Source organism: Photorhabdus heterorhabditis, assembly GCF_018448905.1.
Taxonomy (GTDB): Bacteria; Pseudomonadota; Gammaproteobacteria; order Enterobacterales; family Enterobacteriaceae; genus Photorhabdus; species Photorhabdus heterorhabditis.
The window spans coordinates 1-25,522 of record NZ_RCWA01000024.1; the positions used below are offsets into that span (position 1 = coordinate 1).

Below are 25,522 nucleotides of genomic sequence, written 5' to 3' on the forward strand. Positions count from 1 at the left end.
AAACCCAAATTTACTTTGCTCACCCTTATTCGCCTTGGGAAAGAGGGAGCAATGAGAATATCAATGGGTTAATCAGACAATACTTTCCAAAGGGAACCAATTTTAATGAAATCTCTGATCAGGAAATAAATTTTGTGGTAAACCGATTAAATAATCGCCCTCGAAAAACACGGGGTGGGAAAACACCGAATGAATTATTTAAAGGAATACGAACATGTTTACTTCCAGATTAACGATGTTGCACTTATTATGTGAATCTACCGAGTATTATTGAACCGCATTGATGTTAATTCAGCGTCAGATATTAACTGGCCCGAAAAACGACCCTGTAAATAATTCTGTGTATTTGCCCTTTAATTAAAGGTGGTCGTTTAAACGATCACCGAACTCAATAATAAAACGACTCATTGCCTGTTTCCAATTGTGGATTGGCATACTCCACTTTCTAGAAGCAGATTCGATGGCTAAATAAACGACTTTTCGAACGGCGTCCTCCGTGGGAAAGATTTTACGTTTCTTAATGGCATGGCGAATCACACTGTTCAACGATTCAATGGCATTCGTGGTGTAAATGGCTTTGCGAATATCCTCAGGGTAAGCAAAGAAAGTATTCAGATTTTCCCAATGGGCATGCCAGCTTTTACTGATTTGGGGATATTTGTCATCCCATGTTTGAGCAAATTTCTCAAGGGCCATCAAAGCAGAAGCTTCGGTTGCTGCGCGATAGACTGTTTTAAGTCCAGCAGTCACCGCTTTGTAATCTTTCCAGGAGACGTATTTTAGGCTGTTACGTACCATGTGGGTAATGCATAGCTGAATCTGTGTTTGTGGATACACGCTATTTATCGCGTCTGGAAATCCTTTCAAACCATCAACACACGCTATCAGAATGTCTTGGACGCCACGATTTTTCAGCTCAGTTAAAACGGCTAACCAAAATTTAGCCCCTTCGTTTTCGGCTATCCACATGCCGAGAAGTTCTTTATGCCCTTCCGTATTAATCGCCAGCGCGAGAAAAACAGACTTATTGATTACATGGCCATCATGACGCACTTTGACAACAATACAGTCAAGGTAAACAATAGGATAGAGTGATTCTAAGGGCCGATTTTGCCACGCTTGAACTTGCTCTTTAACGGCATCGGTGACTTTTGAGATTAACGTCGGGGAGACATCAGCATCGTACATCTCTTTGAAGGTTGCGACGATTTCTCGCGTTGTCATGCCTTTTGCATAGAGGGATAAAATCTGGCTATCCATCTGAGTGATGCGTGTTTGATTTTTCTTGATGAGCTGAGGTTCAAAGGTCCCTTCCCGCTCCCGTGGCGTACTCAGCTCAAATTCCCCCTCATCGGTCAGTAGCATTTTAGATGAATAGCCATTGCGGGTATTGGAGCCGGATTTAGAGGTATTTTTCTCATGCCCAAGATGCTCGGTGAGTTCAGCATTCAGTGCGGTTTCAACGGTCAATTTCGTCAGCATTCTCGTGAACTGATTGAGATCAGCTTCAGTTTTAATGCCTTTTGCAAATTCAGCCGCGAGGGCTTTAAGTTTTTTCTCGTCCATAATATGCCTACTTTGTTGTTAGATTTAACATATCAAAAGCAGGCAAATACACAATTTAAATTACAGTCCCCGTTAGGGAGCTTCATTTCACTAATCAATTTTTCAATTACCTACAAACTGCCAGCCATCATCTGCGTTTAATAATTTAACTGTTGATGCTTGTTTTAAATCACCATCAATCACGGTTATTACATTGCACTTATAACTTTTAACAGATTCTTTTGTGCAATCTACTTTTTTCACTGAGGTAAGATGGCTTCCCATCCATTTGCTCAATGCTTTAAAAATGTCATCTTGTGACGGTTCGCTGTTACATGCGGTTAGAAGAAATGTAGTAAGGATAACGGTAAGAATTGAGTATATTTTCATTTTGTTTATCCAAGGATAATTAATTAGGAACACCAGTTTTGGTATTGTTGTTGTCAGTGACGAAAGTCCATTTGCTTACGGTTTCGCCTTTGAAGTCGATTTCAAGAGTTTTAGACTGAGTCTGTGAACCGCCAGTGAACAGCCTTACAACTGGAATGAAAGTCGTTGCATTAAACTGATTGTTATACATAAAGTATCTCCATTGTTCGTTACCATCGTCCAAAGTGGTCTTTGTGTCAGGTTCTCCCAGCTTTGAGACAATTTCTGCTTTAGTCGTCTTATTTTTAATTATTTTTGATTGTAGACTTTGAGCAGTTTCATTTTTGATTTTTTGGTTCCCTGATGTTGAGCAGCCGGTTATAAAGAGTGTTGTTGTGATAAATGTAGCAGCCATTAATTTATTCATTATTTAATCCTGTTTGTTTTTTATTAGAGCAGGTGATTAATGTTTATGTGTGAAAACGGCTCTGTGTGCAAATTTCTTACATAAGTAAAGTCTTATAGAAATTGCCAATGCAAAAAAATAACGACAGTTACTAAAAAACTGTGACTAATCGAAAATATGAAGAAAGCAATAACTGTTAGTAAAACTCCCAATGCTAAAGCAAACCAGGGTGAGACTTCGCCATAATTTACTGTTGCGTGACAGCCAGTGCAGACACGAACTCCGAACTGGCTCTCTTTAAAACAAAATGGGCACTTTATTGTTTCGTTTTTCATAGCTATCCCAATCTGGAAGATTATCTGCTGTATTTGTAGCGATTCTCAATGACTCGCTGGCTTTAGTAAAATTGCTTGTACCGATCGATGATTGTCACTTGATAGATATTGCCTATCATAAAAAGATTATCGATCTGTAATAACGATTAATATTTTCTTGACTAAACACAAATTTATTACTAAGGAATAGAGTGCGGTTACAAAGGTATTTGTAATTTCTTGTCTATAAACGAATTTTTCTTGCAGATTTTAAATGATCTGTTGAATAGATTTCTGAAAAGCTTGTTGGGGGTTTATGAAGAATGCTCTTACCATAGCTTCGGAGAAGCTCTATGAGCCGTTGTAAAAAGGGAAACCAGCTACTGAGCCTGAGATGCTTTTGCTGTTGTACTGCATTTTTCTGAAGAATCTTTTCTACGATTTCGTTTCGTTTGTTTTCTCTGAGCCGTAGTTCGATTTCGGCAATTTTTTCACTTATGCTTTCCCTTGGTATATCCGTTGCTGCAATATTTTTTGCAGGAGCAGGAGCAGGAGCAGGAGCAGCAGGGGGGGCTTTTGCCGGTATGTCGGTTTGCAGAGCTTCTATATGAGCTTGGTTGTAGTTAAGCCGATTACTGAGATTTGCCCAGGAGTAGCTCTTACCCAATTGCGAAGCTTTGAAAGCTATATCGTGGTAGGAGAATGAGAACCCGTTCATTTTCCCGGTAGAGGCGACATTCGCTGTCCAGCCGACTTCCGCTTCTTCTAGTCGTTTTGTGAAAGTTAGAAGGTCAGGCTTATCAGACAAACTTTTATCAAGTATCTGCTGCAGAGCTTCTCTTGGTGAAAGCACCCCGGTTCGTTCCGATAGCATTTTCTCATTACGGGACACTCTCTTTCGCTTCGGTGGTGCATTGGATAGTGATGGGGCTGTCTTGGTCACTGTCAGGTCATGAAGAATTTCTAACTCACTAATGACCCGTGTGCTTATGAGGTTCTCGTTCCTGCCAAGGTATAGCTTGCCAGCATTGAGGTCGATTCTACTTGCGATGATGTGTATGTGCTGGCCTTCGTCGTTATGAAGCACATAGCAACGAAGATGAGTATCACTGAATCCCATCCTCTCCATATAACAGTCGGCTATGTTTACCCACTGGTCATTCGACAATGATTCACCCGTAGGTAATCGAAGAGAGTTGTGCCACACCGGTTTCTTGACATCGGACCGAAGCTGTTTTGTGCCATCAAATTCGGAAATTAGTTCAAGAACAGAGCCACTTAACATGTTCCCGCCAATTACGACTGGATCGTTTTTATGATGTGTTCCCGGTTTCAATGCATAACGAACAACACCAGCGAAGCTCTTACCTCTCTTGATCTTCCGCATACCCTTCATTCGGGAGGCTCCATATACCGTCACTTAGAAGCTTCTTACGAAGCTCTTCGAGTTGTCGCTTCACAGCGAAAAGCTCTGTATTAGTAAGCTGGCTATCTTTGCTCTTACCATCGATATGGATCGCAATTCGATTTAGCTTTTGCGATATGTCAGATAAAGCTTTCCATGCTTCGATATTAATGGCTGGTATAACAGGAGGAAATTTTTGTAGAGAGGCCATGCGAAGCCATTCACCTTTGCTTACCGAGCCTCGTTTCGTATTGAGAAGTTGTAGTTCAGCATTATTTAGCCTGACACAGTGGGTTCTCAGTGAATCAGGAACAAGGTTTGCCAAGCTTAATAAGTTCTTTGTTTTAGATGTAATGCTTTTGCCAATGCTTGGCATTGAAAGTTCTTTTTCCATGTAAATTCCTTTTATGTATCTCAGAATATGATTCTGCATAATCCTTATGCTAAATGTAATTAATATTCATATTTTTTTTGGAGTGTCAATACAGGCGCAAAATAAAAGTAGTTTATTTGACAATGATTATTTCAGATGGTAAATGATAGATTATAAAAGTGTTTGGTTTTCGAGGGAGTTAAAATGGAAAAGAGAAACTATCCAAAGGTAATACTAATTGTTTTGGGTTTATTAGTGATTTTTACGGTGTGTGTCATGTCTGCAATCTATTTCATTTGCAATGGAAATACGGGGGTGATATTTTCTAAGATATGTGGTGGTATCATTGCAATATGGTTTGTTTATGCATTTTTATTATACCCACTATTTAAAAAGTAGACGAATTTCACCTCCGCCTACTTTTATCTTTTTATTTATTATTTTTTCATTGCTTTTAGTTCATCATATGTAAAAAGAGTTTTGATTGTTACGGATACCGCGAATATACTAACGATGGAGTAGACTAACATCATAATGAAATAAAAAGCAATGTGCTCTATCATTTCTGAGCTTTCATTGTTTAAACTTACTATGTAGTTAAGGTAAGGATTTTCGACATTCATTGTTTTAAATATGAAAATACTAACGCTTAAGGTAGAAAACAATAATGCAGATGTATCAATCAATTTTTTCCAATAATCGATATTAGAAGTAGGGCTAAATCTTAACATTTGATATAATAAAAATCCAATAGCGAGTGGAAGTGTAAATAATGTAAGATGAAAGTATTTATCAATGGAGATGTCTATAGTTAAGGAGATTACTATAATCAAAATGGGTAAGATAAAGTATAATAAAAATATTTTTGTTGTTAGCTTATCTCTTGGTTCTTTATTATTTAGAGGGGTTTGTTTTGTGTTTTTTTTTACAGGGAATATCGACATCACATTGTATCTCTATTTCATCAATGATACCTTTAATATTTACATCTCCTGTTTTTTTACTGTCATCATTTTGTGAACCTTGATTTTTTTCGCTCATTAAAATTACCTTCATTTTGATAAGAAAAGAACGGCTGAAAACATTCTAGCCTTTTTTTGAAAAGGAAAAAAGAATTAAGAGGATTTTTATGTCTACGATTTGGGGTTCTTTTCAGACAGAATGGAGGAAAAGCAAGGCTACTCAGAGAAGCGGAGCTTCGATGAGTTAGCCCTTGCTTATAATCTTTCCTAAAATTTTGCTCGTCCATCTGTGCCCTTAGGTATTAAAGGAGCATTGACATCTACCTCGTCATGTTCTACTTCTATGACTGATAAGTAGCCATTGGCTATATTAAAATTTCTCCAAACATTAAAATAAGGTGATAGTTCTTGATAATTTCCTATCCGATCAGTCAGAAAAGGATACATTTCACGAGAAGGTAAAATTAATGTTCCACCGAGTAGTGAACCATTTAATATTCCTAAACAAATTTTATTTAATGCTCTGTGTGATGAAGATATGTTTCCAGTCTCCCATTCCACAGCAAAATAAAGATGATCTGTAATGGGATATACAGCATCAATTGGACCCGCATTACTTTCAGAGGAAATCTTTAGTCTTTTTTCTAAAAACCAACCCTTGCTATACAAGTGAGCCATACATTCTTGTTTTATAGGTTTTACTCCATTTCCTTTGTATGTAGGGTTAATTGAGAAACGATCATTACCTTGAGGCCATACAGCTTTTTCAATAGCATTATCTATATCATTTTTTAGATGTATAATGGCCGATGAATTTGTAAAATTATCATTCGCAATTAAGACTGTTTCTCTTTTTATTCTCATTAATAAGCCCTTGTTCAGTGCTAAATTTTCAATAGGTCTTATTTGGTTGTAAGTCGTGAATTTACTTGAATGGTGCCTTTAGAAATTCTAATCCATCATTTTTAGTGAATATTTCAAAATTAGTCTCAAGATCTCTTCGAGATGTATTCTCTAACTCATAAAGTTCACCATTTGCCCCTAAAAAGGGAGCTGTTTGTGAAAAATCATCAGGTGCAAAACCAATGCAAATTAATGGTAATGATATTTGAGATATGTAGGCTCTATTTTTTAATTCTTGGAATGAACCATTTCTATTTGATACGGGCCAAATTCTAGTGGCTGAGTTTTTCTTATCAATACTTGTAATGAAACAACCACCGTCAATATGACCATCATGGAAGAGATTGTTTAACTTGTTAATGGCTCTAAAAGAACTGGCAACATTTCCTGTCTCAAATTCTACACCAATTTTATAGTGATAATTTACCTTCTCAATATCAAATAAATGTTCTATGTCATTAAGTTCTGGTATGCTGAAGCATAATCTATCTACATACATCCCGTAAAACATAGGGAATAATGTATATATTACATTGTTGGGGAGTTTTTTGGACTCTATATATTTGAAGGCTACTTCAAGTATTTTATTTTTATCTTTTATTCTATATGCGAATCCATTATATTCAATTTTGATCAAGCCATCGATTCTCTGTTGGTTTATACTATTCTCACCCAAACAATTAGGGAATAAGCTTAAGTTATGTTGAAATTTACTGGAAATAAATGATGCAGAGTTCATTACACAAGGTGTTATCCGATTGTTACTCTGCTTTCTCATGAATGAGCTATCATTGATAATGAATTTATCATTAATGGTTTTTATTTCATTTAGAGAGTGAATTACATTTCTCTTTACTACTTCTGATATAGTGGCTGGTAAAAACCCATCGTCTAATTCAATTTTAGTTATCATTATCTACCTCTATATCTTTAAGGAACTCCGCTATATCCATATCTAGAACTGATAAGATCTGAAGCAATTGATAGAGGGCTATGTGTTGTTTACCGTTCTCTATCCGTGATAAGGTTGCTCTATCAATACCAGTAGCATTTTGGATATCGTTTTGACTGAGTCCCTTCTGTACTCTTGCTACAAGCAATCTGCTACCAATCATAGTTGCGAAAGATTTTCTTTTTATTTTCATCTGCCTATCAGCCCTGTAAGTGATTTTAGGTAAGATGGTAACAGGCTATGGTTAGTTAGGGAGTGACAGATTCTCACGACTATGAGATGCTATGTCTAAGTGAATGCTATAATAGAGTGGTTATTTTAAATGAGTTATTCGGATCAGTTTCTTAAAGCTTTAGGAGTAGTCGATGTTTCGGCTAAGTCTTATAATGAAATTAGCAAACGTACAAAAATACCGACTGACAGACTTAAATATTATAATCAAAGAAATATTATGCCAAGCGGAAAGGATCTGAGTATTCTTTGCGAAGAATTTAGTATATCACCTGTGTATTTCCAATTGATGATGGGTCATCTGGATATGCATACATTGGAACTTATCCAAGAAAATGCTTCTATTATATATGGAAAAATACAATCACCAAATATAACCTTTACTGGTGAAAGCTCCTCTGAAAAAGATGTTGAACTGGTATTGCAAACCCAAAATGGTAAACTTTATAATGGGGATTGCTTAAATGTTTCGAAAAATATTGATGCTGATTCTGTGGACATGATTTTTGCAGATCCTCCATTTAATTTAGATAAACTTTATCCATCAAAAATGAATGATAATTTAAAGGAAGAGGAATATATTAAGTGGACTCATGACTGGTTAAATGAATGTATCCGCATTTTAAAACCCGGTGGTTCATTGTTCCTATGGAATCTACCTGTATGGAACAGTAAGATAGCTAATTTTTTACATGGTAGGCTTAATTTCAAACACTGGATAGCTGTCGATATGAAAAATAATATGCCTATCCAGGGGAGGTTATATCCTTCCCATTATTCTCTCCTTTATTTTATCAAAGGAGAAAAGGCTAATGTCTTTGAACCTGACAGATTAGCTGTACAGACTTGCCCAAAATGTTTTGGTGATCTGAAAGATTATGGTGGATACAAAAGCAAAATGAATCCCCTTGGAATTAATCTCACCGATGTCTGGTATGACATTCCTCCTGTAAGACATAAAAAATATAAGAAAAGGAATGGTGCTAATGAATTAAGTATAAAAGTTTTAGATAGGGTGATCGAAATGGCTACAAAAGAAGGCGACCTGATTTTTGATCCATTTGGAGGCTCTGGAACAACTTATGTTATAGCTGAGATTAAAAATCGTAGATGGATTGGCTCTGAAATTGATGACTGCGAAATAATTAAAGATAGATTTAGCAATCTTTCTGAAGATAAAGAGCATTTAGTTGATGTCCGTGGTAAACTTAATTCTCTGTTTCCTTCGACTATAAAACGAGAAAGAGAAAAACGGGGATTATGGACAGTAGAAAGTGTAAGAATGAAAGATGACGGTAAGAAACTAACTAATGAGCAGTTAGGTCTTCTTCAAAATGAAGAAAAATGATTTTTGAATGATTTTTTAGTAGAGAGTTGTATACTTGCTCTCTACTAATTATTAAATCTAAGGTCTATCTTTGCCGTAGCCTTCTTAGTTTCATTGATTCAAGAGAAAATAACAATAAGGTTGTGCTATAAATAAATCCTGAGTTAGTTAGTAACCTGAGATTTAAGGCATCGGGTTGCTCACTTAAAAAATGAAATGCATATACTAAATAAACGGCTAATGCTGCCGTTCCAATTGTAGGGCCTATATCGCCTTGATCATGAGGTTCCAGTGTGACATTGAACCTAAATATAAGCCATTCAAATCCCCATGTTAAAAAGACAACCATTATCATTGCAGATAAAAGATATAATATGTTTTCTATGTTTGGATTTTTTAAAGCTGATTTGTCTTGGAAAAACTCACATGCTGATAGGCCAAAAAATATATAATAAAGTGGCCTGGAACTGAATTTTTCGAAAATCTTAAATATTGTTTCTATATTTATTTATCTCCATTATGACATAATTGGTGGGGCGACTTAGGCCGCAATAGCTTTAAATCTTTGAGTTTGGATATAATCACTCCACCACTGCATGAGAATGGCTCGTTCTGCGAGATACTCAGCACGATTGTAAGCTGCAATTATTTCATCTTTCTTCGAGTGGGCAAGAGCCGCTTCTAAGACATCTGTTCTGAACTTACCAGACTCCTCTGCGGCCGTTCGCGCAATAGATCTCATTCCGTGAGCCACAAGCTCTCCCCCAAAGCCCATACGGATTATTGCTGCATTAGCTGTTTGTTCATGCATATGGCTAAGGGGAGCCTTTATGCTTGGAAATACCCATTCACGATGTCCACTTATGGCTTTCATTGAATCCAGGACTCGCAAAGCTTCTTTGCTTAGTGGAACTTTATGGGGTTTCTTCATTTTCATAAATTCAGCAGGAATGTTCCACATGCAGGTTTCCATATCAATATCTGACCATCTCGCACGAACAGCTTCCCCTGGACGAACCCAGGTTAGCAATTGCCATTCAATCAGCAATCTTGTCTCCAAACGGATGGAGGCAGTGTTTAACACCATTAGGAAGCGGGGTAACTCGGAGGGGGGTAATGCTGGCATATTCTGTTTTTTAGGCTTACTGAACCGTTGCCCAAGGTTGTCAGCCGGATTGAACTCGATAAGTTCCTCAGTTGCTGCATAACGGAAAATTTCATTTAATCGGGAAATGATTCGCCGTAAGGTTTCTAGGACTCCTCGTTGCTCAATAGGGTCAAGATGTTGCTTTAAGAGTTTGGGTCGGATCTCATTGATAGGAACATTACCCAAGCCAGGAAAGACATTTCTCTCTAAGCTGCGCCAGATGTCTGCTGCATGGTCTTGTGAGATACCTGAGTTCTTTACCTTCTCATCTAACCATTTCCGCGCTACGGCTTGGAGGGTGTGCTCAGTAGCACTCTTTAATGCCTTCGCCTTATCGTTGTTATGGACTTGGGGATCAACACCATTTGCCAGAAAGGAAAGATATTCATCACGTAAGGCTCTGGCTCTTGCAAGGGTAAGGTGAGGATATGTCCCAAGGCTCATTTTGGTTCTTTTCTTGCTCACTGGTACTGCATACCTGAAATACCAATTTTTCTTGCCTCCCTTCGACAAGGGAGCGATCCGCAGTATCAAACCATCTCCGTCAAACAGGTTGATTTCTTTGTCGGCAGGCTTGGTGCTTTTGATTTCAGTGTCAGTAAGCTTCTTAGCGATTTTTGCCATTTTTGGGACCCTCGGTTTTTGGACCCTTCTTAGTGGGTCCCATTCAGGGTGCCATAACTCGTAGTTCTCAGCAATTCTCACTGGACGACAATAGACGTAAAAAAGCCCGCAGAGCTTGTGCTGTGCGGGCTTAGTAGACTTCATTGAACTTCAAACAACTAAAAAGTGGTGGAGCTGGCGGGAGTTGAACCCGCGTTAATTGTTTTGCATCTTATTGTTATAAATAATATTTTTATGAAATATCTTCGCTGCGTATCCTTTGCAGCTCCTTTCATGTCCCACCACTGACCTGTTTGGGTTTGTATGTGCTGCCGTCATAGTCTTTCAGATATGATCCATAATGTCTGAAAAGCATCTCTGGGCCTTTATGTCCCATTTGAGCGGCAAGCCAGAAAAGATTAACTCCCTGGCTAATGTGTTTTGTTGCAAATGTGTGCCTTGTCTGATATGGGTTGCGATACCGAATTCCAGCCTTTCTCAGTGTAGGCACCCAGGCTTTTTTACGAATTGCATCTGCACCTGCCCAAGCCTCGCCTGTTTTAGGATCTTCAAATATCACGTTGCCTTTCATGAAAGTGAATGCCTTCTGATTTAATAGGGCCGACATAGCGTCAGTGTTCAGTTCGACTTTTCTGGTACCGGCTTTTGTCTTCGTTCCTTTTATTATTCCCACAACTTTTGCCGACTGGACATGTGCGGTTTTGCCAATAAAGTCGATATCTTGCCACCGAAGCGCACATAACTCGGAGCTTCTAAGTCCTGTATGTATCGCAAAAAGGAATAAATTTTCCCATTGCTTTTGTTTATTGCCTGCTGCTGACAGTAATGCAGTAACCTCGTTAGGAGATAGGGGGTCAACAATATATTCGCTATCATTTTCTATTCGTTCAGTTTGATACCGTGATGCTGTGACTAAATTCACAGGATTCATACTAATCAGGCAATCAGTAACTGCTTCATCTATGGCGCTTCGTAAAAATGACAGATTGTTCCTGATTGTTTTCAGAGCAGTTGATCGTTTTTGAATCCAAGTTTTTAATATTGCTGGTGTTAACTCTATAACGGGAATTTTATGTAATTCAGATAGAGCAGTTTTACATTTTTTATATCCATTAATTGTGGATGGTGATAAATTTCGGGTTTCACAGATTTTTAAATACTCATCTAAATAATCTTTTATTGTTCTACCTTTATTGACATTTCCGAATATTTTTAGACGTGATGAATTAGGGAAAAATTCAGCATAAATAAAAATATCCCGTTCAATTTTATTGTATATTTCGCCGAGTTTACGCTCGGCATATTTAATATTTTTGGGCGTCACTTCCAGATTTGAGAGGGGTTCTCGGCATTTAACCCCCTTATATGTAAAAGAGATATTTATAGTTTCACCAGAACGATGTTTCCTTACTGTAATGCCTCTGGGCAATTTGCTATACTGTTTTTCCTGGCCCACTTAGCTACCTCATTTAAATCAATCCAGCGTTCCTTAACACCTTCAACTTTCAGTACATGTACGCCATCAAGCCAAACACCGCGCTGAATGCGTTTATTAATTGCATCAACTGTTTCCCCTGTTGCATAGCAATAAGTGGATATGGGAACACATTCAATATTTACCATTTATTTACCTCACATGGTTTTGCCTCATCATTGATATAATGATCAGATCAACGGCAGCACAAACACGGGTAATATCACCTTGATTGCAAGATGTATTTTTGACACTGGCTGCTAATCTTCCCAATTTGATATCGAAGTTGGTTAATAACTGTTGTCCTGGTTGCCAGGGTTGCATGATGGTTCTCCGGTCAATGGATTTACCATCATGCTATTCATTGTGTTACCTGATTTCTGATTAAGCTTAATCAGTTTTGAGTGTGAATTATGGCCTCAATGGGTAAACACTCAAAAATTCCAGGGCCTTGCATCCCCATATCTGCTATGCAATTTTTTTCATCCTGGTAAATATGGCCGTAAGGAATGTACTGGCAGTTTATCGAAGAACATACAAGTAGAAACAGACCGTATATCATTTTCGGTCCCTCATTTTCTCGATAGCTTGAGAATTGGATACTGGAACTATTTTAACGTCAAATGGGAAATCATAGAGTACATTACAACTCCTATCGATAATGATGATCCCATTGCGACCATCAGGTAGCGTTAATTTAACAATTTCATTTTTGCTGTGTGAATGTCTTAACATTGGTCTGTCTCTTTTAATTTACCTTCAATTTCGCATTCTGCTGCATGTTTTTTATCTAATAGACACATGACGAGAAATACAAACGTAAATTCTACATGCTTGTCGGATTTATTTTTTGACATTACCCACTTGTGTTAATTTAAGGTAATGCTAAATATCTAATGGAGGTAATATTGGTTATTTCCAGTTAATTCATTTTCCATTGAGGCCAGTAATTTATTTTTTAATTGAGCAATGATTTTCTTTTCTTCATCTGTAATATCTTGACTTTCTCCTGTTATCCATTCTACTTGGTATTTATTTAGGTTTTCATCAAATGAGATAATGATTTCTAATCGTGCAGCCATAAATCACTCCATATTATTTATTGCCCCAGTATTTGTGGGATGTAATGAATATTAACGTACTTGCAGGCTTCTCTGGCCGATTTCAATATGAGCTCCCGGTATATTGATACCGTTTTCAATAGCTTCTTTGATGGCTTTTTTGTCCGGGGCGGTAATTGTCTGCACATCAACTAACTCATCAGGTAATTTTGACTCATCATCAATGATGACATTCATAATACCTTTTCTGGCTGTGAACGTGTTTCTGGTAGTTCGTAGTGAATCCATGCCGGCTTTCAGTAAACAGTCCAGCGCATACTTTTTTAGGTTTTTTACTTGCCTTTCGAATGATTTTTTACGGTCAGTGAGTCGCTTAGACTCATCCGCAAGAATCTTGGCTTGGCCTTCTATATTGCGAACATGGATCATGATAGCGTCAAGTTTATCACCGATAGTACATTCGATACTTTCAAGTGTATCGGCGATATCTTCTGGCGAGAACTCGCCGGTTTCTACCAACTGTTGTAATTTTTCATAATCTGCTGCTAATGCAATTGCGGTTGTGGTCATTGGTTTGCCTCTTTTAATTGAGTTAAACATTCTTTCTCTATTTCATTCAAGCGACGCAGACGACCGGATAAGTACTTTTCATAATCCTTGTCTCCTTTGGCCTTGGAATTGCCTAAATGAATGCTTAATTCACGGATAAGGGTAGATGCTATACCGCGAATTTCATTTTTGCTGACAGCGGTGCGCATAGTTTCTGTATTACGGGTGAACTTATCGTCTAGTTCCTTGCGTAATCTGACTAGATCCTCGGCCTTATCACTGGCGGCCTTGATTTCAAATTCAATATTATTGTCAGCCAGATATTCAGGGTTGTCATGCATACCCATAAATACATCAGCAGAAAATCCAAGCATCGATAACGCTTTCTTTATAGCATCGGTGAGTGATTTCTTGATGGCCTCTCCATCTGTTTTAATTCCATATTTGGTTCTGTACATGTATGGTGTCGCACCATAACTTTCAATTTCAGCACAAATGTCACATTCAACCAGATACCAAAAGAGAATTTTGATAGAGTGATTTTGTTCACATATTAATGTGCCGTCAGAATCACGTAAGAATCGGCTCCCAATTTGTTTATTTTTGTCGTCATAGATAGGTTCTGACATGGGTGCACCATTGATCAGTTTTTCTTCTGTGACATTACAGCCCCATCCATAACCGAATGGTCCGAATAGTTCTGTTGCCCGCATAAACATATAGTTACTGTTTATGCTTGTACCATTGAACCCCATTCCCTCCAATGGTTTTGTAAAGTGGGGATCGGTACGTTGGACAGCCTTCCAGATACGGAGATTAGTTTGCTGTTCATTGCCTTGTGCCTTGATAGTTTCTTCCAGCAAATTGGCCCGATGTTGGAAGTTATCATCATTGGTGCTCAGGGTGGCGACAGGAGGCAATGAGGTGACTTCATCATCCGCCGTAGTGTTGTCTTGTGCAGTCTCTTCTACTGCTTTGTCCTCTTTGGTTTGCTTGGTTTTTCTGGTCTTGAGAGACTTGGCTTCGCTTTTTTTCTCCTTAACCTGTAGCGCTGCCTGTTGGGTTTCAACTTCATCTGGAGTGACATCTGTTATTGACGCTTCTGATGTTGACACCGAATAATTGGAAACCTTGGGTTTCTCTTCTGGTAATTCAACGGGTATGTCGGTATCACTTAAAGTACAGTTTAAGAATTCCTTAATAGCGACGGCATCGGTCAGAAATTCAGGGTGGTGTTTACCTTCACGTACGACTCTGAAAAGCGTTTCCCGTGGAATGGACAGAGCGTCGGTTCTGATACGAAATGCGGTAGACCACTGCCGCCATGCTTCATTGTTATTTGTTATCAGTTGCTTAGCTTCTTTCATACTGTGTGACATAATCGCCCAGCAATGAAAGTCACCGTCTAGTAATGCCAGTGCAATTTCCAGATCTAACGTGGCGTAAGTGTGATTAAAATCACGTGTAGTAATAGATGGGTTTTTCTTTGGTTCGAGCGTTCTAGCCTGCCATGTGGTGCCGTTGAACTCGTATTCAGTAGCAAATTTTTCATCAAATTTACCAATTGGTGGGCGAGGGAAGCCTTGTATATCTTTACAAATAATCGGTTTTGATGTGTTGAAGTTGCTCATATCGTCCGCGTACTCTTCCCCAAGGTAAACAATGGCCATAGCTTTAGCCATTTTTTCGGAATTGGCTTCGAGTGCAATTGCAAGTGGTACGGCTCCATTTTTTTGAGCTTTTTTTGTCGGCTCAAAGACACAGATATATGTGAACATTGGTCTTGCCTCTTTAATAAATTGCTTTTTTTGCCAATCTTATTGCTGCCTTAATCCCGGCTTTTGGCATTTTGACTTTTGGATATAATCCCTTGACAGCATTTGAATAAACCATTCCTGTCGTTGGGTAATATTCAACTCGCCTTTTGCCACCGATAATAGATATATGCATAGTTGCGTTTGTTGTATCGCTATTATTTTCATGCTCAATAGCAATTAAACCATTATCTAGGATTAAATTAATTACATCATTTATGTTTTTCATAAATACACCTGAGCCTTAATCAGGTATTTTTTCATCAGATTTAGACATTGGTTTTTCTTCAATGCATAACAATGATTGAATATGGCCCTCAAGTTCAGAGGCTTTAGCATGAGCTTCCGCAAGAACTTTATTTTGTTCTTTCTTTAGAGTATCAATTTGTGAGTTTATAAAGTCTGGACGACTAATATTTGGATATGGGATTTCTATATCATGAATAGTGACAACTGTACCAAAGATCGATGCATTTCCGTGTTTACTTGCGTCATGTGGTAAGACTGTGATGTTCATTTTTCGTGAAATATTATTTTCGATAGCGTGAACATAGAGCTTTACTTGTATTGTTTCTTGTTGTGCTTTCATAGCAACTCCTGATATATTGTTAGCGATCAATGATGGAAATCATTGGTCTTGCCTCTTCTAACGAGTTGGTCCTCGTTAGTAGAAACTCCCGGTTAGCTTTGGTCGGCGATCCGGGGTAAAAGAACCCGCCACTTCGGTGGGTTTTTTTACATCTGTTGATTCTTAGTTTTTCCCCATATTGGTATTAGTTGGTACGGATTGATCAACGATAAATACCATTCAGAGGTTATGGTTTTAATAAATGTTTCAAACAGACCGATGAATTGGCCTAATTTGATATTCTGCATATCATTACACATAAGAACTGTTGTTCGATTGGTTAATGTGCGGGTCTTTCCCCGCCGTCCGTTGATTCACGCAGTTTCTAAGAAACCCGGCAAGAAGAACCGTAACGCATCAACTGCCAGTGTTTTTGTACCATTCCCACCGCTGGCTGGGGAATCCTGGTGTTGGTTGATCTTTCCTGTTCCACTTTCTGGTAAATACAGTTGTTATATGTGGTAATCATGGCAGGTCACATTGAACCCTGCTCTTCTCCTCCCTCATGACAATTGAAACTGTAAATTCGGTTTTGAACACTTAACCTAAACGGCCGCTGTGCCGTGCTACTGATTAGCAAATCATCTACCTCTTCGTATGTCGGTAGCGACTACTGCGTGGGCGTCCTGCCTGTTTGCTGTTGAAATTGAGTTTAGTAATTGATAAACGAAAAGTAAAGTAAAAATTAAATAATAAGAAGGGCTTATCAAAGTGTTAAGTTTAACCATTTGATTTATTTTAATTTTTATATTTATTTCAAGGTGTGAACTGAATGAATTTTCCCTTGGTGATAGCACTGTGAAATAGGATGGCTAAGATAGTTTTAGAGATTTGCTATGCATATAGCATGATAGTTTTTGGGTGTTGGCTGAAGGTTAATTAATTTTTGGATTGGGTGATTGAGGTTAACGGTTTATTCCGTAGGGTTCAGGGTAAGATGAAAATCTTATTGATAAATAAGAAAAAAGTCGATTGGCGACTTTTTTCTATGCTTTCTTTTGCCTCTTTTTATGTAATAATTCTTCTAGTAAATTATCATAATGCCGTTTTTTATCTTCAAGATTTTTTATTAGATCATCGGCATCACTATCTGGCAGTTCGTCGAATAGCTCTAGAAGAACTTTTTGCTTAGGAGTCAATGTTACTTGTAGTGGATTTCCTAATTGGTGGGTGTTTGTATCGGCGTCTAAATAACCATCTGGCATTCGATAGTCTTGTTCTAAACGTCTCGCGGCTTTTTCGCCGAAAGATGCTTTACCATTCATAAGCTGTGACAAATAACTCTTCTCTTTTTCAGGAAGAGTTTTATCGGAAAACCAATCTCTTAGGCGTTGTTGCCTGATGTTCTTCATGCTCATTTTATTTATAAGAACCTATATATCTAGGGATTTCACTATTTTTCTACCAGTTAAATTGTGATTAGTATTCACTAAATAAGCAAATGCTTGACAAATGTTTAGTATTTATTAAACTTTCTGTATTTCTAAAAGGGGTAGTTATGAAACTAAATGATTACATTTCTAATTTAAAGCGAGGTGAAGCCAAACTTCTTGCTGAGAAGCTTGGGGTATCCAGTTCCTATTTATCGCAAATGGCACATGGTTATGCTCCAGTTCCTCCCGCCAGATGTTTTGATATAGAAAATGCAACCAATGGAAAAGTGACAAGACAAGATCTTCGTCCCCATGACTGGCAGAAAATATGGCCTGAAATAAATGCTAACTGAGCAGTCAGTATAAAAACTGATTCTCAATAATCAATATTGCGACAGGAGACGTAAACAGTGGAACAAAACATCAACGCCCTGAAAGCCGAAGTTGAGGCGTGGGCGGCAGAGAAGGGGCAGGAGTATGTAGCAATCGAAATAAGCCGAATGTACTTCTTGCTTTGTGAAAGAACGGTATCAGCCAAGTTGCATCCCATTGAAATAAATGGGAATGCTAATTGGAAAGCTATCAATAACAACAGGCAGCAAATTTTCAGGTGGTTGCGCAGTGATTCAAGGGCTGCACGAAGAAAAGTATCAGAGTTGTTACCCGCTATCCAATCAGCCCTTCCACTTGAACGCAAAGCCAGAGTTAACGGTGAAACAACTAATTATTTGATATCTGTTGCGATTCGTGAATTTACGGCGGTGATAATTGCAATCCTATTGGGAGGTTTAGGAGGTAGTGACGTATCACAACAAATAACCGTTGCGATATCAGCACTGAATGCTTTGACAAACGTTTAAAAGAGGCAAGACCAATGCTTAAAACCATAGAAAAGATCACCTATTGTAATAAGTTTCGTCTGAATGGTGAGCTTGTAACTATAGAACAAATCTCAGAAATTTATGAAGGATGTAGAGAAGCTGAGTTAAATATCTGGGAACAGTATGAACGGCAAAAGGCCAAATTGCTGGAGGAGTCTCTTACCTTTGAACGGTGTAAGTCAGTTTGCCGTCAGATTGCTAAAATACTTGGAGCTTGATTATGAGTATGTCATTGATGGTAAAAGCTATGAGTATCAAAGTTGGTAATCCTCTTCGTAAATTGGTACTGATTAAGTTGGCTGATAACGCTAATGACCAGGGAGAGTGCTGGCCGTCAGTTGCTTACATTGCTGAACAATGCGAAATATCAGAACGTTCTGTTCAAAATCACATTAAGCAATTGGTAAAAGATGGCATTGTCTGTGTTGCAGAACGGAAGACACAAAATGGACTGAATCAATCAAATGTCTATTTCCTGAATCTGGATAAATCCAGTCATGGTTATAGTGAAAATGTTGCACCATATGGTGCATCTCTTGCACCCAGTGGTGCAAATTCTGCGGGGGTTAGTGGTGCAGGAGATGCACCCAGAACCAGTCACCCTTTTGAACCAGTCACGGAACCTAAAACCCCCCTTACCCCCCGTAAGGGGAAACGGGAGAAATTAAAATTCGATCCCATCACGGCAAAGCCTAAAAACGTTAGCGATGAAGTATGGGCTGATTGGGTCACTTTTCGGCTAGAAATTAAAAAGCCGCTGACAGAAACCATGTGTAAGCAGCAAGAGAAAAAACTAGCAGATTGCACGAATCCTGATTCAGTGATTTGCACGTCAATTGCGAATGGGTGGCAAGGGTTGTTTCCTGAAAAGTCTCAAAACATCAAACCTAAATTTACTCAAAATACGCATACAGGCTATGAGGGTATAACCTACGAACCACAGGATTCTTATTGGTCAGAAAATATTGATTAGGGGGAGAAATGAACTCTAATAGCTTACTTGACAGTATCAACATTGCCCCACGTTTTGAACATGCCAGCTTTGAAAATTATCAGCCTATAAACAAAGCTGCTCAACATAATCTGAAGATCTGCCAAAGTTATGTTCAGACTTGGAAAGAACGCAAAGTTGCGGGTGAGGGGATCATCATGTGTGGCCGTCTTGGTACCGGGAAAACTCATCTGGCTGTTGCGACATGCCGTGAAATAGTCACTCAGAACGGTATCAGTGCGTTTATTACAACCGCATCACGTATTATCAGGGCATTTCGTCGTTCATGGAGTAATGATGCTGACACCAACGAGTTCGAGACACTGAGGTTTTACAGTGAGTTGGATTTGCTGATCATCGATGAGATTGGCGTTCAATACGGCACTGAATCAGAGCGAAATATCTTGTTTGAGGTGATTAATAACCGATATGAAGATTTATTACCAACGATCCTGATCAGTAATTTGCCAATGAATGACCTGCCGGTGTTTTTAGGGGACCGAGTATTAGATCGTGTGTTACAGGGTGGGGTAGTGTTGGCTTTTGACTGGGATAGTTACCGGAGGGGGCAGTAGTATGAATGAGCTCAATCTAGAGTCTGCGGTTATAAGCGGATTGTTGTCAGGTGGTGCAACGCAGGATGCTTATGATGTTTTTGCAACGTTGTCAGAAGAGGCGTTTAGTTCAAGTTTTTTGCGTCGTGTCTACGTTGAAATCAAAAAACAAGCGTTCAGTAGTTCCCTGATTGATCCGATATTCATCGCTGAGGCTATGAGTGAAGATGGTAATACATTAGCTAATATCCTGGAGTTGAGTAAGAGTCCTGTTTGGAATGCAAACCTGAAAGGCTATGCCAATAAAGTTAGTGAATATTGGTATGTTCGGCGGGTTACAGCAGTGATCAACGCTGGCCAACAGGCGTTACTGGAAACTAAAAATCATACTCAAGCACAGCATGTCATAACGGGCTTTATGTCCACTATGGGGGAGCTAATACGAGATACTGGCAACCTGGCTCCCGTGCACATCAAGACATTGATTGAAGGGTACATTGACATACTGGGGAGGCGTAACTTAGGTGAGGATAGTCGCGGGATGATTATGACAGGTATTGAGCCATTTGACTCGTTGACAGGGGGATTTAACCCAACTGATTTAATTCTCATCGGTGGTCGTCCCGGCATGGGCAAAACAGAACTGGCACTTTGCATGATTGAGGGTATGACTAGGAATGGAGGGGCGGTATTGCTGTTTTCAATGGAAATGGCAGCACAACAAATTACAGAACGTATAGTTGCTGGTTCTGCCCAGTTGTCAGTTTCGAAATTGAGACGTGGTGAATTTTATGATGAAGATTGGGCTCGTATATCTAACGCAATAAGCGAGTTAATAGATCGCGATATTCATATTCTTGATGCTAGTGAATTAAGCGCTGAACAGATATGTGCTATCAGTGAAACGCATAAGCGCAGGTACCCGAATCTGAAAGGTATTTTTGTTGATTATCTTGGGTTGATAGAAAGGCCCAAAGCCGAGCGTAATGACCTTGCTATCGCTCAAATATCCAGGGCCCTCAAGGGACTAGCTAAGCGATTGCATACACCTGTTACAGCATTGAGTCAGTTATCAAGAGACGTTGATAAACGGCCTATACATCAGCGTCGCCCTGTTGCAGCGGATTTACGAGACTCAGGTAGCCTAGAGCAAGATGCAGATCGAATTATTTTTACTTATCGTGATGTTGTTTATAACCCACTAAGTCCAGCCAGAAATTATGCCGAGATTATTTTGGATAAGAATCGTCACGGTGAAACCGGAACGATATTCCAGGAATTTAAAAACGGGCATTACTTACCAACTGATCAAATTGTTGCTGCTGAAATATGTCGTACACAGCAACAGGCTAAACAAAAAGAGCGCCGATACGCAGACAAAGCATTTTAACTAAAGACCAAAAGAGGCAGATCAAAATGACCATAAACAGTAAACTGATTTTATTAGATAATTTGGGTAGTTATGAATTATCCCGTTTTGGGTGCAGTGCTGAAAGCATCGTTATCTTACAAATTTAGACTTAAAAGCTAGTCGATTCAACGTAAACGCCAGCAGGATGCTGGCTTTACCAAAATTGCTGGTGGATAACTAGGAGCTGGAGATGCTGAAGCGCAATTGTACTCTTCGAAGGCGGGAGAAAGCCTTTCTGTAGCTGAATATTGTTTTTCTAGTGAAGTGGCCTGATGGAACACACTGGGATGGTATAAGAGTTGAAGTTGTATTTGTAACGTACAAATTACATATCAAGTATATTGCTTGCGTTCAAAACGAAAAAAAAATACCATAAAATCTGCTTAACGCAATCAGGGTATCTAAATGAGCATTAACGACACACAAAGTGATATTACCGATTTGATAATAAACGCTTTCAGGCGTGATTTTTGGCTTAACGTACAAGATGCATTATATGCTAAGTATGCTGCAGCACAGGAAGTAACTGTAGGCAATATATTAAAACTTGGTGAACCGGAGCAACGTAGATTTAGGCCTCAGGCTAGGCACTATGGCCTTAATTCAGCATTGAGGGAGGCCGCAAGTCGCTCTGGTTATCCTTTGTTACGATGCTGATACATCCCCGAAAGGGGAGCATTACATTATTATCGATTCAGAAGGTGTTAAAATTAGCCGTATTGGGTTAAATCACGATGAGCGCCATATAAGAGGTGCTAAACATCGTTCATTGATAGCCCAATTGAATGAAAAATTTGAAGGCTATACTCCAGATCTTTTTAGAGAAGAAGATAGTAAACATCATAATGACATTGATACGTTAGGTGTGTTGTTAATAAATATTAATCCACCATATCATGAATCTCAGGCCAGCATGATGGATTTAAGGATTGTGGTTCCTTTTACCAATATGAAAGGTTTTCACTATAATAAATCTGTAACGGAGCTTTTAGCCCTCTATACTGGAGAGAAGAAGATAGTCATTCCTGATATGGTTTTACCTAAGCTCAAGAAGCGCCTGAAGGATCAGGAAAAATAGAATAGGTGAGACATTATGAGAGTGGGAATTTCTGGTTTCCAATCTGAAAGGTTGACACAGATAAGAGAAGCGAGGGGATTATCGAAAATTAACCTTGGTAGGTTAGTAGATCGTTCGCCATCAACTATTACCAAATGGGAAAACGGTAATCATTCCCCCGATGCAGAAGTATTGCATAGCTTAAGTCAGATTCTTAATTGCCCGGTAAGTTGGTTCACAAAGCCTATTGTTAAGTACGAAAAAAAACCAGTATTCTTCCGAACACTTTCAACCACGGCAAAAGACTTATGTATCGCCTCAGAGCGATACATGGGGTGGTTTCAAGAGTTATCATGTAAGATGCAAGAATATCTTGATTATCCAGAGGTTAACATTCCTCATCTTAACGTAAAGGATTACAGAGCGATAGATGATCAATTGATTGAAAGAATGGCTTTTGAGTGTAGGAAAGCTTGGGGATTAGGTATTGCACCGATAGATGATCTATTACTGGTAATGGAGAATGCGGGGATAGTCTGTTCCAGATTTGAACAAGGTAGTTCTGTAATGGATGGCTATTCTCAATGGAATGATTTAGAGAATAGACCGTATGTGGTTTTAGCTAGTGATAAAGATAACTATTATCGTAGTCGATTTGATGCTGCTCATGAATTAGGTCATATAGTCTTACATCGATATATAAATAAATTTGATAATATCAATTTTAATCCAATAGAAGAGCAAGCACATAAATTTGCGTCGAGTTTCATGCTGCCGGAAGAGTCATTTTCTGTAGAGCTTCCTCCATATCCTACATTGCAGAATTTCATATCTCTAAAAAATCGCTGGGGGATGTCGGCACAATCTATGATCCTTAGAGCGAGAAATTTAGAATTAATATCTTCTCTGGAATATCAGAGGTTATATAAAAATATTTCTGCTAGAGGTTGGCGAAAAGGAGAGCCGCTTGATGATCTTAGAAAACCAGAGTCGGTTCGTTTGTTACCTAGGTGCTTAAATCTATTATTGGATTCTAGAACTTTTAGTAAAAAAACACTTCTTGAGGAATTTGGTTTCCCAAAAGGAGATTTAGAGGATTTATGTTCAGTTCCTAAGGGATTCTTGTCAGAATCACAGGTACTTGATTTCCAATCCAGAATACAATTGAAGAATAGTATTAATATATCTACTACACAACAAGATACAAACGTCGTCAATTTATTTAATAGAAAGTAAAATTGGGAATTAATACTAACACCTGTTATTCTGTTCGTATCGGCCTGAACATCTGATAACCTAAACAAAAGCTGCTGTGTCATAACTTTGAGGATAAGTAATGACGCAGCATAGTTTTATCAAAATTTCGAATGACACCCTGAGACCTGCGACTCCCGCAGCCAGGGAATACCTGCACTCCAAAGTGAAGTGGGGCGATGTGCTCTATGCGGATTTTAAGAAAGCACGTAACCCGCGTTTCCATCGTAAATATTTTGCCCTTCTGAATCTCGGCTATGAATACTGGGAACCTGCTGGGGGTACCATTTCCCCGGAAGAGAAAGCGCTTGTGCGTGGCTACGTACAATTTCTTGCACACTTCGCGGGCAGTGAAGATGTCTTACAATCCGCTGCGGATGAATATCTTGCTGGCATATCTAAAAACCGAGCCCAGAATATTACTGCCACCAAATCCTTTGATGCCTTTCGGCGCTGGGCAACAGTGGAATCAGGACACTATGACATTTACGAAATGCCCAACGGCAGTCTGTACCGTGAACCTCGTTCAGTCAGTTTCGCCAAAATGGAAGAGATGGAATTTCAGGAGCTTTATAAAGATACATTAAACGTGCTTTGGAACTTTATTTTGTATCGCAATTTCCCGACCCGAAACGCCGCTGAACATGCAGCTTCTCAGTTGTCCGATTTTATGTAATGAGAGGCAGAGCCAATGGCTAAAAGTGAAAAACAGTGGCTTTCTAATGTGACATTACTGGGATGTATCTGTTGTCGGAATATGGGGTTGGGAGTAATACTTGCGGAAATTCATCATGTGGGAGCGGTACAAGATATGGCCCAAAGGGCTGCTCATTTCTCCATTCTGCTGCATCCTCGCTATCATCGAGCGTTTGCATCCCACGGGCTTTCATGCGGCACCGAAGACATGGCAAGCAATCCACAGTATGGCAACGGAACTATTGCCCCAAGTTAAAAGGGAAGTTGAAGAGGTACGGTTATGTCGGGTGTGATATTTTCAACGGATGGGCTGCAATTGACTCAGGCACAAGAAATTTGGTTGCAGGACTGGTTATCCAAGTTCGGTGCATGGGTGTATTCTGGCAGGCTTGATAAACGTCAGAGCAGTATGATTGCTGAGCTTATGGCGACGGTAGAGCTGAGAGGTTATCCAGAACGTCCGATATGCAATGATGATGACGGAATGTTAATCGCTAGGGTAGTAGACCATATTTACCACATTGATCGGGTTGCATTTGGGATGTTGCTTAGTCGATATGTTTATTGTGTATCTGATAGAGCAATTGCCAAACATTATCATGCAACGGTTCAGCCAAGAATTATGATCCGCAGAAATGGTATGTTGCGTAAGCGAAAGCCATCAATGTCAACTTGTCGGCGTGAGGTTGAGGAAATATTAAGAGCAACGGAATATTTGATTTATCAACCATTGCAAGATGCCTTTATAAGACGGGAACAGGAAAGAAAATCAAGACTTTTGTCACGAACGTGTTGACATCTTTGAACTTATGAGCCACTATTTCAGTATATGTTGTGATAGTAGTATTCGTGACTGATAGCCTCGCCCAGTGCGGGGTTTTTTATTGCCTGAAATTCAGATAAGACTTGCTGTTGTCATTGGTCAGAGTTACATGTGTGTCTATGCACAATAACTGACCAAAGGTTTAAATTATCATGCTAAAACATGAAGATATGACAACAACAGCCTCATGTGTTTTAGAAACAGTACCAATGTATGACTGGGTTTCTATTCCCGATGTTTCAACTCTGACGGGGCTATCAACACCGCGTTGCCAATTACTTTTAACTCAATTTTGTCTGGCTGGCTTGATGGAAAGCCGGGACAACGACACCTTTTTCAAGCGTTGCCTTTGATGGGGTGACTTCTTAAGCGGTGAAATGGATGGCTGGTGGAGTTGA

The 25,522-nt window shown here is 39.0% G+C and carries 36 protein-coding genes and 1 tRNA gene; 15 read left to right on the forward strand and 22 right to left on the reverse strand.

Translation table 11 applies throughout. The features are described from left to right. Positions 1-233: IS30 family transposase (locus EAE89_RS14740; protein ID WP_214086139.1), on the forward strand; the 233-nt coding region annotated here is incomplete at its 5' end. A gap of 22 nt (positions 234-255) precedes the next feature. Then, positions 256-336: a tail fiber assembly protein gene (locus EAE89_RS24410; protein WP_214086169.1), complete on the forward strand. Its 81-nt coding sequence runs from the start codon at positions 256-258 to the stop codon at positions 334-336. Between the two features lie 21 nt (positions 337-357). On the opposite strand, the gene EAE89_RS14750 is transcribed toward EAE89_RS24410, so the two are convergent. From EAE89_RS14750 to EAE89_RS14790, 9 genes are all read right to left on the reverse strand, one after another. After that, the gene (locus EAE89_RS14750; RefSeq protein ID WP_149617640.1) at positions 358-1,566 is read right to left on the reverse strand and encodes an IS256 family transposase; all 1,209 of its coding nucleotides are present in this window, start codon (positions 1,564-1,566) and stop codon (positions 358-360) included. A gap of 102 nt (positions 1,567-1,668) precedes the next feature. Beyond that, positions 1,669-1,935, reverse strand: a complete 267-nt coding sequence (locus tag EAE89_RS14755; protein ID WP_149617500.1) for a cell wall-binding protein — start codon at positions 1,933-1,935, stop codon at positions 1,669-1,671. Positions 1,936-1,954: 19 nt separating this feature from the next. Further along, a complete protein-coding gene (locus EAE89_RS14760) occupies positions 1,955-2,341 on the reverse strand; it encodes a hypothetical protein (RefSeq protein ID WP_149617499.1) in 387 nt (128 codons plus the stop codon). Between the two features lie 537 nt (positions 2,342-2,878). After that, the gene (locus tag EAE89_RS14765; RefSeq protein WP_214086140.1) at positions 2,879-4,030 is read right to left on the reverse strand and encodes a relaxase/mobilization nuclease domain-containing protein; all 1,152 of its coding nucleotides are present in this window, start codon (positions 4,028-4,030) and stop codon (positions 2,879-2,881) included. Further along, entirely contained in the window at positions 3,999-4,415 is a 417-nt protein-coding gene (locus EAE89_RS14770; protein WP_149617502.1) for a hypothetical protein, read from the reverse strand. The genes EAE89_RS14765 and EAE89_RS14770 overlap by 32 nt, the downstream gene beginning before the upstream one ends. Before the next feature lie 891 nt (positions 4,416-5,306). Beyond that, positions 5,307-5,453, reverse strand: a complete 147-nt coding sequence (locus EAE89_RS14775) for a hypothetical protein (RefSeq protein WP_188093407.1) — start codon at positions 5,451-5,453, stop codon at positions 5,307-5,309. 188 nt (positions 5,454-5,641) lie between these two features. Then, the gene (locus EAE89_RS14780) at positions 5,642-6,238 is read right to left on the reverse strand and encodes a PDDEXK family nuclease (RefSeq protein WP_149617498.1); all 597 of its coding nucleotides are present in this window, start codon (positions 6,236-6,238) and stop codon (positions 5,642-5,644) included. Positions 6,239-6,299: 61 nt separating this feature from the next. Further along, positions 6,300-7,190, reverse strand: coding sequence for a hypothetical protein (locus tag EAE89_RS14785; RefSeq protein WP_149617497.1), 891 nt, complete (start codon positions 7,188-7,190; stop codon positions 6,300-6,302). Then, the gene (locus EAE89_RS14790) at positions 7,180-7,422 is read right to left on the reverse strand and encodes a helix-turn-helix domain-containing protein (protein ID WP_149617496.1); all 243 of its coding nucleotides are present in this window, start codon (positions 7,420-7,422) and stop codon (positions 7,180-7,182) included. The genes EAE89_RS14785 and EAE89_RS14790 overlap by 11 nt, the downstream gene beginning before the upstream one ends. Positions 7,423-7,551: 129 nt before the next feature. Between EAE89_RS14790 and EAE89_RS14795 the strand changes: the two genes are divergently transcribed. Next, a complete protein-coding gene (locus tag EAE89_RS14795) occupies positions 7,552-8,808 on the forward strand; it encodes a DNA-methyltransferase (protein WP_214086141.1) in 1,257 nt (418 codons plus the stop codon). A 520-nt stretch (positions 8,809-9,328) separates the two neighbouring features. Here the strand turns inward: EAE89_RS14795 and EAE89_RS14800 are convergent. The 13 genes from EAE89_RS14800 to EAE89_RS23665 form a co-directional block, all read right to left on the reverse strand. Next, positions 9,329-10,558, reverse strand: a complete 1,230-nt coding sequence (locus EAE89_RS14800) for an integrase domain-containing protein (protein ID WP_149617493.1) — start codon at positions 10,556-10,558, stop codon at positions 9,329-9,331. Between the two features lie 166 nt (positions 10,559-10,724). Next, positions 10,725-10,827 (reverse strand) — tRNA-OTHER (locus tag EAE89_RS14805). Between the two features lie 2 nt (positions 10,828-10,829). Further along, on the reverse strand, positions 10,830-12,014 hold the full coding sequence (locus EAE89_RS14810; RefSeq protein ID WP_054480590.1) for a site-specific integrase: 1,185 nt from the start codon (positions 12,012-12,014) through the stop codon (positions 10,830-10,832). Beyond that, complete coding sequence (locus EAE89_RS14815; protein WP_046975048.1) at positions 11,966-12,181, reverse strand: hypothetical protein; 216 nt, start codon at positions 12,179-12,181, stop codon at positions 11,966-11,968. The genes EAE89_RS14810 and EAE89_RS14815 overlap by 49 nt, the downstream gene beginning before the upstream one ends. A 4-nt stretch (positions 12,182-12,185) precedes the next feature. Next, positions 12,186-12,356 (reverse strand): hypothetical protein, encoded by a 171-nt coding sequence (locus tag EAE89_RS14820; protein WP_011147665.1) that lies wholly within the window; start codon positions 12,354-12,356, stop codon positions 12,186-12,188. A 234-nt stretch (positions 12,357-12,590) separates the two neighbouring features. Beyond that, the gene (locus tag EAE89_RS14825; protein WP_167338265.1) at positions 12,591-12,767 is read right to left on the reverse strand and encodes a hypothetical protein; all 177 of its coding nucleotides are present in this window, start codon (positions 12,765-12,767) and stop codon (positions 12,591-12,593) included. Positions 12,768-12,925: 158 nt separating this feature from the next. After that, positions 12,926-13,114 (reverse strand): hypothetical protein, encoded by a 189-nt coding sequence (locus EAE89_RS14830; RefSeq protein ID WP_040149348.1) that lies wholly within the window; start codon positions 13,112-13,114, stop codon positions 12,926-12,928. 51 nt (positions 13,115-13,165) lie between these two features. Next, positions 13,166-13,663: a siphovirus Gp157 family protein gene (locus EAE89_RS14835; protein WP_054480588.1), complete on the reverse strand. Its 498-nt coding sequence runs from the start codon at positions 13,661-13,663 to the stop codon at positions 13,166-13,168. Beyond that, a complete protein-coding gene (locus EAE89_RS14840; protein WP_054480586.1) occupies positions 13,660-15,420 on the reverse strand; it encodes a hypothetical protein in 1,761 nt (586 codons plus the stop codon). The genes EAE89_RS14835 and EAE89_RS14840 overlap by 4 nt, the downstream gene beginning before the upstream one ends. Positions 15,421-15,433: 13 nt before the next feature. Beyond that, a complete protein-coding gene (locus EAE89_RS14845; RefSeq protein WP_105399809.1) occupies positions 15,434-15,685 on the reverse strand; it encodes a hypothetical protein in 252 nt (83 codons plus the stop codon). A gap of 15 nt (positions 15,686-15,700) precedes the next feature. Then, positions 15,701-16,045: a hypothetical protein gene (locus EAE89_RS14850; protein ID WP_046975050.1), complete on the reverse strand. Its 345-nt coding sequence runs from the start codon at positions 16,043-16,045 to the stop codon at positions 15,701-15,703. Positions 16,046-16,409: 364 nt separating this feature from the next. Further along, complete coding sequence (locus tag EAE89_RS14855; RefSeq protein ID WP_161804243.1) at positions 16,410-16,553, reverse strand: hypothetical protein; 144 nt, start codon at positions 16,551-16,553, stop codon at positions 16,410-16,412. Positions 16,554-17,070: 517 nt separating this feature from the next. Further along, positions 17,071-17,442: a hypothetical protein gene (locus tag EAE89_RS23665; RefSeq protein ID WP_011147658.1), complete on the reverse strand. Its 372-nt coding sequence runs from the start codon at positions 17,440-17,442 to the stop codon at positions 17,071-17,073. Positions 17,443-17,582: 140 nt separating this feature from the next. On the opposite strand from EAE89_RS23665, the gene EAE89_RS14865 reads away from it, so the two are divergent. From EAE89_RS14865 to EAE89_RS14920, 12 genes are all read left to right on the forward strand, one after another. Further along, entirely contained in the window at positions 17,583-17,810 is a 228-nt protein-coding gene (locus tag EAE89_RS14865; RefSeq protein ID WP_041380257.1) for a transcriptional regulator, read from the forward strand. A gap of 57 nt (positions 17,811-17,867) precedes the next feature. After that, positions 17,868-18,317, forward strand: coding sequence for a toxin YdaT family protein (locus tag EAE89_RS14870; protein WP_046975051.1), 450 nt, complete (start codon positions 17,868-17,870; stop codon positions 18,315-18,317). Between the two features lie 14 nt (positions 18,318-18,331). Continuing rightward, a complete protein-coding gene (locus EAE89_RS14875) occupies positions 18,332-18,556 on the forward strand; it encodes a hypothetical protein (protein WP_011147655.1) in 225 nt (74 codons plus the stop codon). Between the two features lie 2 nt (positions 18,557-18,558). Continuing rightward, positions 18,559-19,311, forward strand: coding sequence for a helix-turn-helix domain-containing protein (locus tag EAE89_RS14880; protein ID WP_214086142.1), 753 nt, complete (start codon positions 18,559-18,561; stop codon positions 19,309-19,311). An 8-nt stretch (positions 19,312-19,319) separates the two neighbouring features. Then, positions 19,320-19,904: an ATP-binding protein gene (locus tag EAE89_RS14885; protein WP_011147653.1), complete on the forward strand. Its 585-nt coding sequence runs from the start codon at positions 19,320-19,322 to the stop codon at positions 19,902-19,904. A 1-nt stretch (position 19,905) separates the two neighbouring features. Continuing rightward, positions 19,906-21,273, forward strand: a complete 1,368-nt coding sequence (locus EAE89_RS14890; protein WP_011147652.1) for a replicative DNA helicase — start codon at positions 19,906-19,908, stop codon at positions 21,271-21,273. A gap of 802 nt (positions 21,274-22,075) precedes the next feature. Beyond that, positions 22,076-22,372 (forward strand): hypothetical protein, encoded by a 297-nt coding sequence (locus EAE89_RS23670; protein ID WP_244866475.1) that lies wholly within the window; start codon positions 22,076-22,078, stop codon positions 22,370-22,372. A 15-nt stretch (positions 22,373-22,387) separates the two neighbouring features. Further along, positions 22,388-23,587 (forward strand): helix-turn-helix domain-containing protein, encoded by a 1,200-nt coding sequence (locus EAE89_RS14900; protein ID WP_046975053.1) that lies wholly within the window; start codon positions 22,388-22,390, stop codon positions 23,585-23,587. Between the two features lie 100 nt (positions 23,588-23,687). Continuing rightward, on the forward strand, positions 23,688-24,281 hold the full coding sequence (locus EAE89_RS14905) for a DUF1367 family protein (protein ID WP_011147649.1): 594 nt from the start codon (positions 23,688-23,690) through the stop codon (positions 24,279-24,281). A gap of 15 nt (positions 24,282-24,296) precedes the next feature. Then, entirely contained in the window at positions 24,297-24,557 is a 261-nt protein-coding gene (locus EAE89_RS14910) for a hypothetical protein (protein WP_011147648.1), read from the forward strand. A 24-nt stretch (positions 24,558-24,581) separates the two neighbouring features. Beyond that, positions 24,582-25,097 (forward strand): antiterminator Q family protein, encoded by a 516-nt coding sequence (locus EAE89_RS14915; RefSeq protein ID WP_165578994.1) that lies wholly within the window; start codon positions 24,582-24,584, stop codon positions 25,095-25,097. 179 nt (positions 25,098-25,276) lie between these two features. After that, positions 25,277-25,477: a hypothetical protein gene (locus EAE89_RS14920; RefSeq protein WP_011147645.1), complete on the forward strand. Its 201-nt coding sequence runs from the start codon at positions 25,277-25,279 to the stop codon at positions 25,475-25,477. The last annotated feature ends 45 nt before the right edge of the window (positions 25,478-25,522 follow it).

What these genes read in the sequence shown, in the direction of transcription:
- EAE89_RS14855 (WP_161804243.1), bottom strand. Translation starts at nt 16,553, where the DNA reads ATGATTACCACATATAACAACTGTATTTACCAGAAAGTGGAACAGGAA.
- EAE89_RS14780 (WP_149617498.1), bottom strand. Translation starts at nt 6,238, where the DNA reads ATGAGAATAAAAAGAGAAACAGTCTTAATTGCGAATGATAATTTTACA.
- EAE89_RS14750 (WP_149617640.1), bottom strand. Translation starts at nt 1,566, where the DNA reads ATGGACGAGAAAAAACTTAAAGCCCTCGCGGCTGAATTTGCAAAAGGC.
- EAE89_RS14770 (WP_149617502.1), bottom strand. Translation starts at nt 4,415, where the DNA reads ATGCCAAGCATTGGCAAAAGCATTACATCTAAAACAAAGAACTTATTA.
- EAE89_RS14795 (WP_214086141.1), top strand. Translation starts at nt 7,552, where the DNA reads ATGAGTTATTCGGATCAGTTTCTTAAAGCTTTAGGAGTAGTCGATGTT.
- EAE89_RS14890 (WP_011147652.1), top strand. Translation starts at nt 19,906, where the DNA reads ATGAATGAGCTCAATCTAGAGTCTGCGGTTATAAGCGGATTGTTGTCA.
- EAE89_RS14820 (WP_011147665.1), bottom strand. Translation starts at nt 12,356, where the DNA reads ATGCAACCCTGGCAACCAGGACAACAGTTATTAACCAACTTCGATATC.
- EAE89_RS14850 (WP_046975050.1), bottom strand. Translation starts at nt 16,045, where the DNA reads ATGAAAGCACAACAAGAAACAATACAAGTAAAGCTCTATGTTCACGCT.
- EAE89_RS14880 (WP_214086142.1), top strand. Translation starts at nt 18,559, where the DNA reads ATGAGTATGTCATTGATGGTAAAAGCTATGAGTATCAAAGTTGGTAAT.
- EAE89_RS14785 (WP_149617497.1), bottom strand. Translation starts at nt 7,190, where the DNA reads ATGATAACTAAAATTGAATTAGACGATGGGTTTTTACCAGCCACTATA.
- EAE89_RS14845 (WP_105399809.1), bottom strand. Translation starts at nt 15,685, where the DNA reads ATGAAAAACATAAATGATGTAATTAATTTAATCCTAGATAATGGTTTA.
- EAE89_RS14790 (WP_149617496.1), bottom strand. Translation starts at nt 7,422, where the DNA reads ATGAAAATAAAAAGAAAATCTTTCGCAACTATGATTGGTAGCAGATTG.
- EAE89_RS14885 (WP_011147653.1), top strand. Translation starts at nt 19,320, where the DNA reads ATGAACTCTAATAGCTTACTTGACAGTATCAACATTGCCCCACGTTTT.
- EAE89_RS14830 (WP_040149348.1), bottom strand. Translation starts at nt 13,114, where the DNA reads ATGGCTGCACGATTAGAAATCATTATCTCATTTGATGAAAACCTAAAT.
- EAE89_RS14910 (WP_011147648.1), top strand. Translation starts at nt 24,297, where the DNA reads ATGGCTAAAAGTGAAAAACAGTGGCTTTCTAATGTGACATTACTGGGA.
- EAE89_RS14900 (WP_046975053.1), top strand. Translation starts at nt 22,388, where the DNA reads ATGAGAGTGGGAATTTCTGGTTTCCAATCTGAAAGGTTGACACAGATA.
- EAE89_RS14755 (WP_149617500.1), bottom strand. Translation starts at nt 1,935, where the DNA reads ATGAAAATATACTCAATTCTTACCGTTATCCTTACTACATTTCTTCTA.
- EAE89_RS14915 (WP_165578994.1), top strand. Translation starts at nt 24,582, where the DNA reads ATGTCGGGTGTGATATTTTCAACGGATGGGCTGCAATTGACTCAGGCA.
- EAE89_RS14825 (WP_167338265.1), bottom strand. Translation starts at nt 12,767, where the DNA reads ATGTTAAGACATTCACACAGCAAAAATGAAATTGTTAAATTAACGCTA.
- EAE89_RS14775 (WP_188093407.1), bottom strand. Translation starts at nt 5,453, where the DNA reads ATGAGCGAAAAAAATCAAGGTTCACAAAATGATGACAGTAAAAAAACA.
- EAE89_RS14815 (WP_046975048.1), bottom strand. Translation starts at nt 12,181, where the DNA reads ATGGTAAATATTGAATGTGTTCCCATATCCACTTATTGCTATGCAACA.
- EAE89_RS14835 (WP_054480588.1), bottom strand. Translation starts at nt 13,663, where the DNA reads ATGACCACAACCGCAATTGCATTAGCAGCAGATTATGAAAAATTACAA.
- EAE89_RS14840 (WP_054480586.1), bottom strand. Translation starts at nt 15,420, where the DNA reads ATGTTCACATATATCTGTGTCTTTGAGCCGACAAAAAAAGCTCAAAAA.
- EAE89_RS14800 (WP_149617493.1), bottom strand. Translation starts at nt 10,558, where the DNA reads ATGGCAAAAATCGCTAAGAAGCTTACTGACACTGAAATCAAAAGCACC.
- EAE89_RS14905 (WP_011147649.1), top strand. Translation starts at nt 23,688, where the DNA reads ATGACGCAGCATAGTTTTATCAAAATTTCGAATGACACCCTGAGACCT.
- EAE89_RS14875 (WP_011147655.1), top strand. Translation starts at nt 18,332, where the DNA reads ATGCTTAAAACCATAGAAAAGATCACCTATTGTAATAAGTTTCGTCTG.
- EAE89_RS14760 (WP_149617499.1), bottom strand. Translation starts at nt 2,341, where the DNA reads ATGAATAAATTAATGGCTGCTACATTTATCACAACAACACTCTTTATA.
- EAE89_RS14765 (WP_214086140.1), bottom strand. Translation starts at nt 4,030, where the DNA reads ATGAAGGGTATGCGGAAGATCAAGAGAGGTAAGAGCTTCGCTGGTGTT.
- EAE89_RS14865 (WP_041380257.1), top strand. Translation starts at nt 17,583, where the DNA reads ATGAAACTAAATGATTACATTTCTAATTTAAAGCGAGGTGAAGCCAAA.
- EAE89_RS14920 (WP_011147645.1), top strand. Translation starts at nt 25,277, where the DNA reads ATGCTAAAACATGAAGATATGACAACAACAGCCTCATGTGTTTTAGAA.
- EAE89_RS23665 (WP_011147658.1), bottom strand. Translation starts at nt 17,442, where the DNA reads ATGAGCATGAAGAACATCAGGCAACAACGCCTAAGAGATTGGTTTTCC.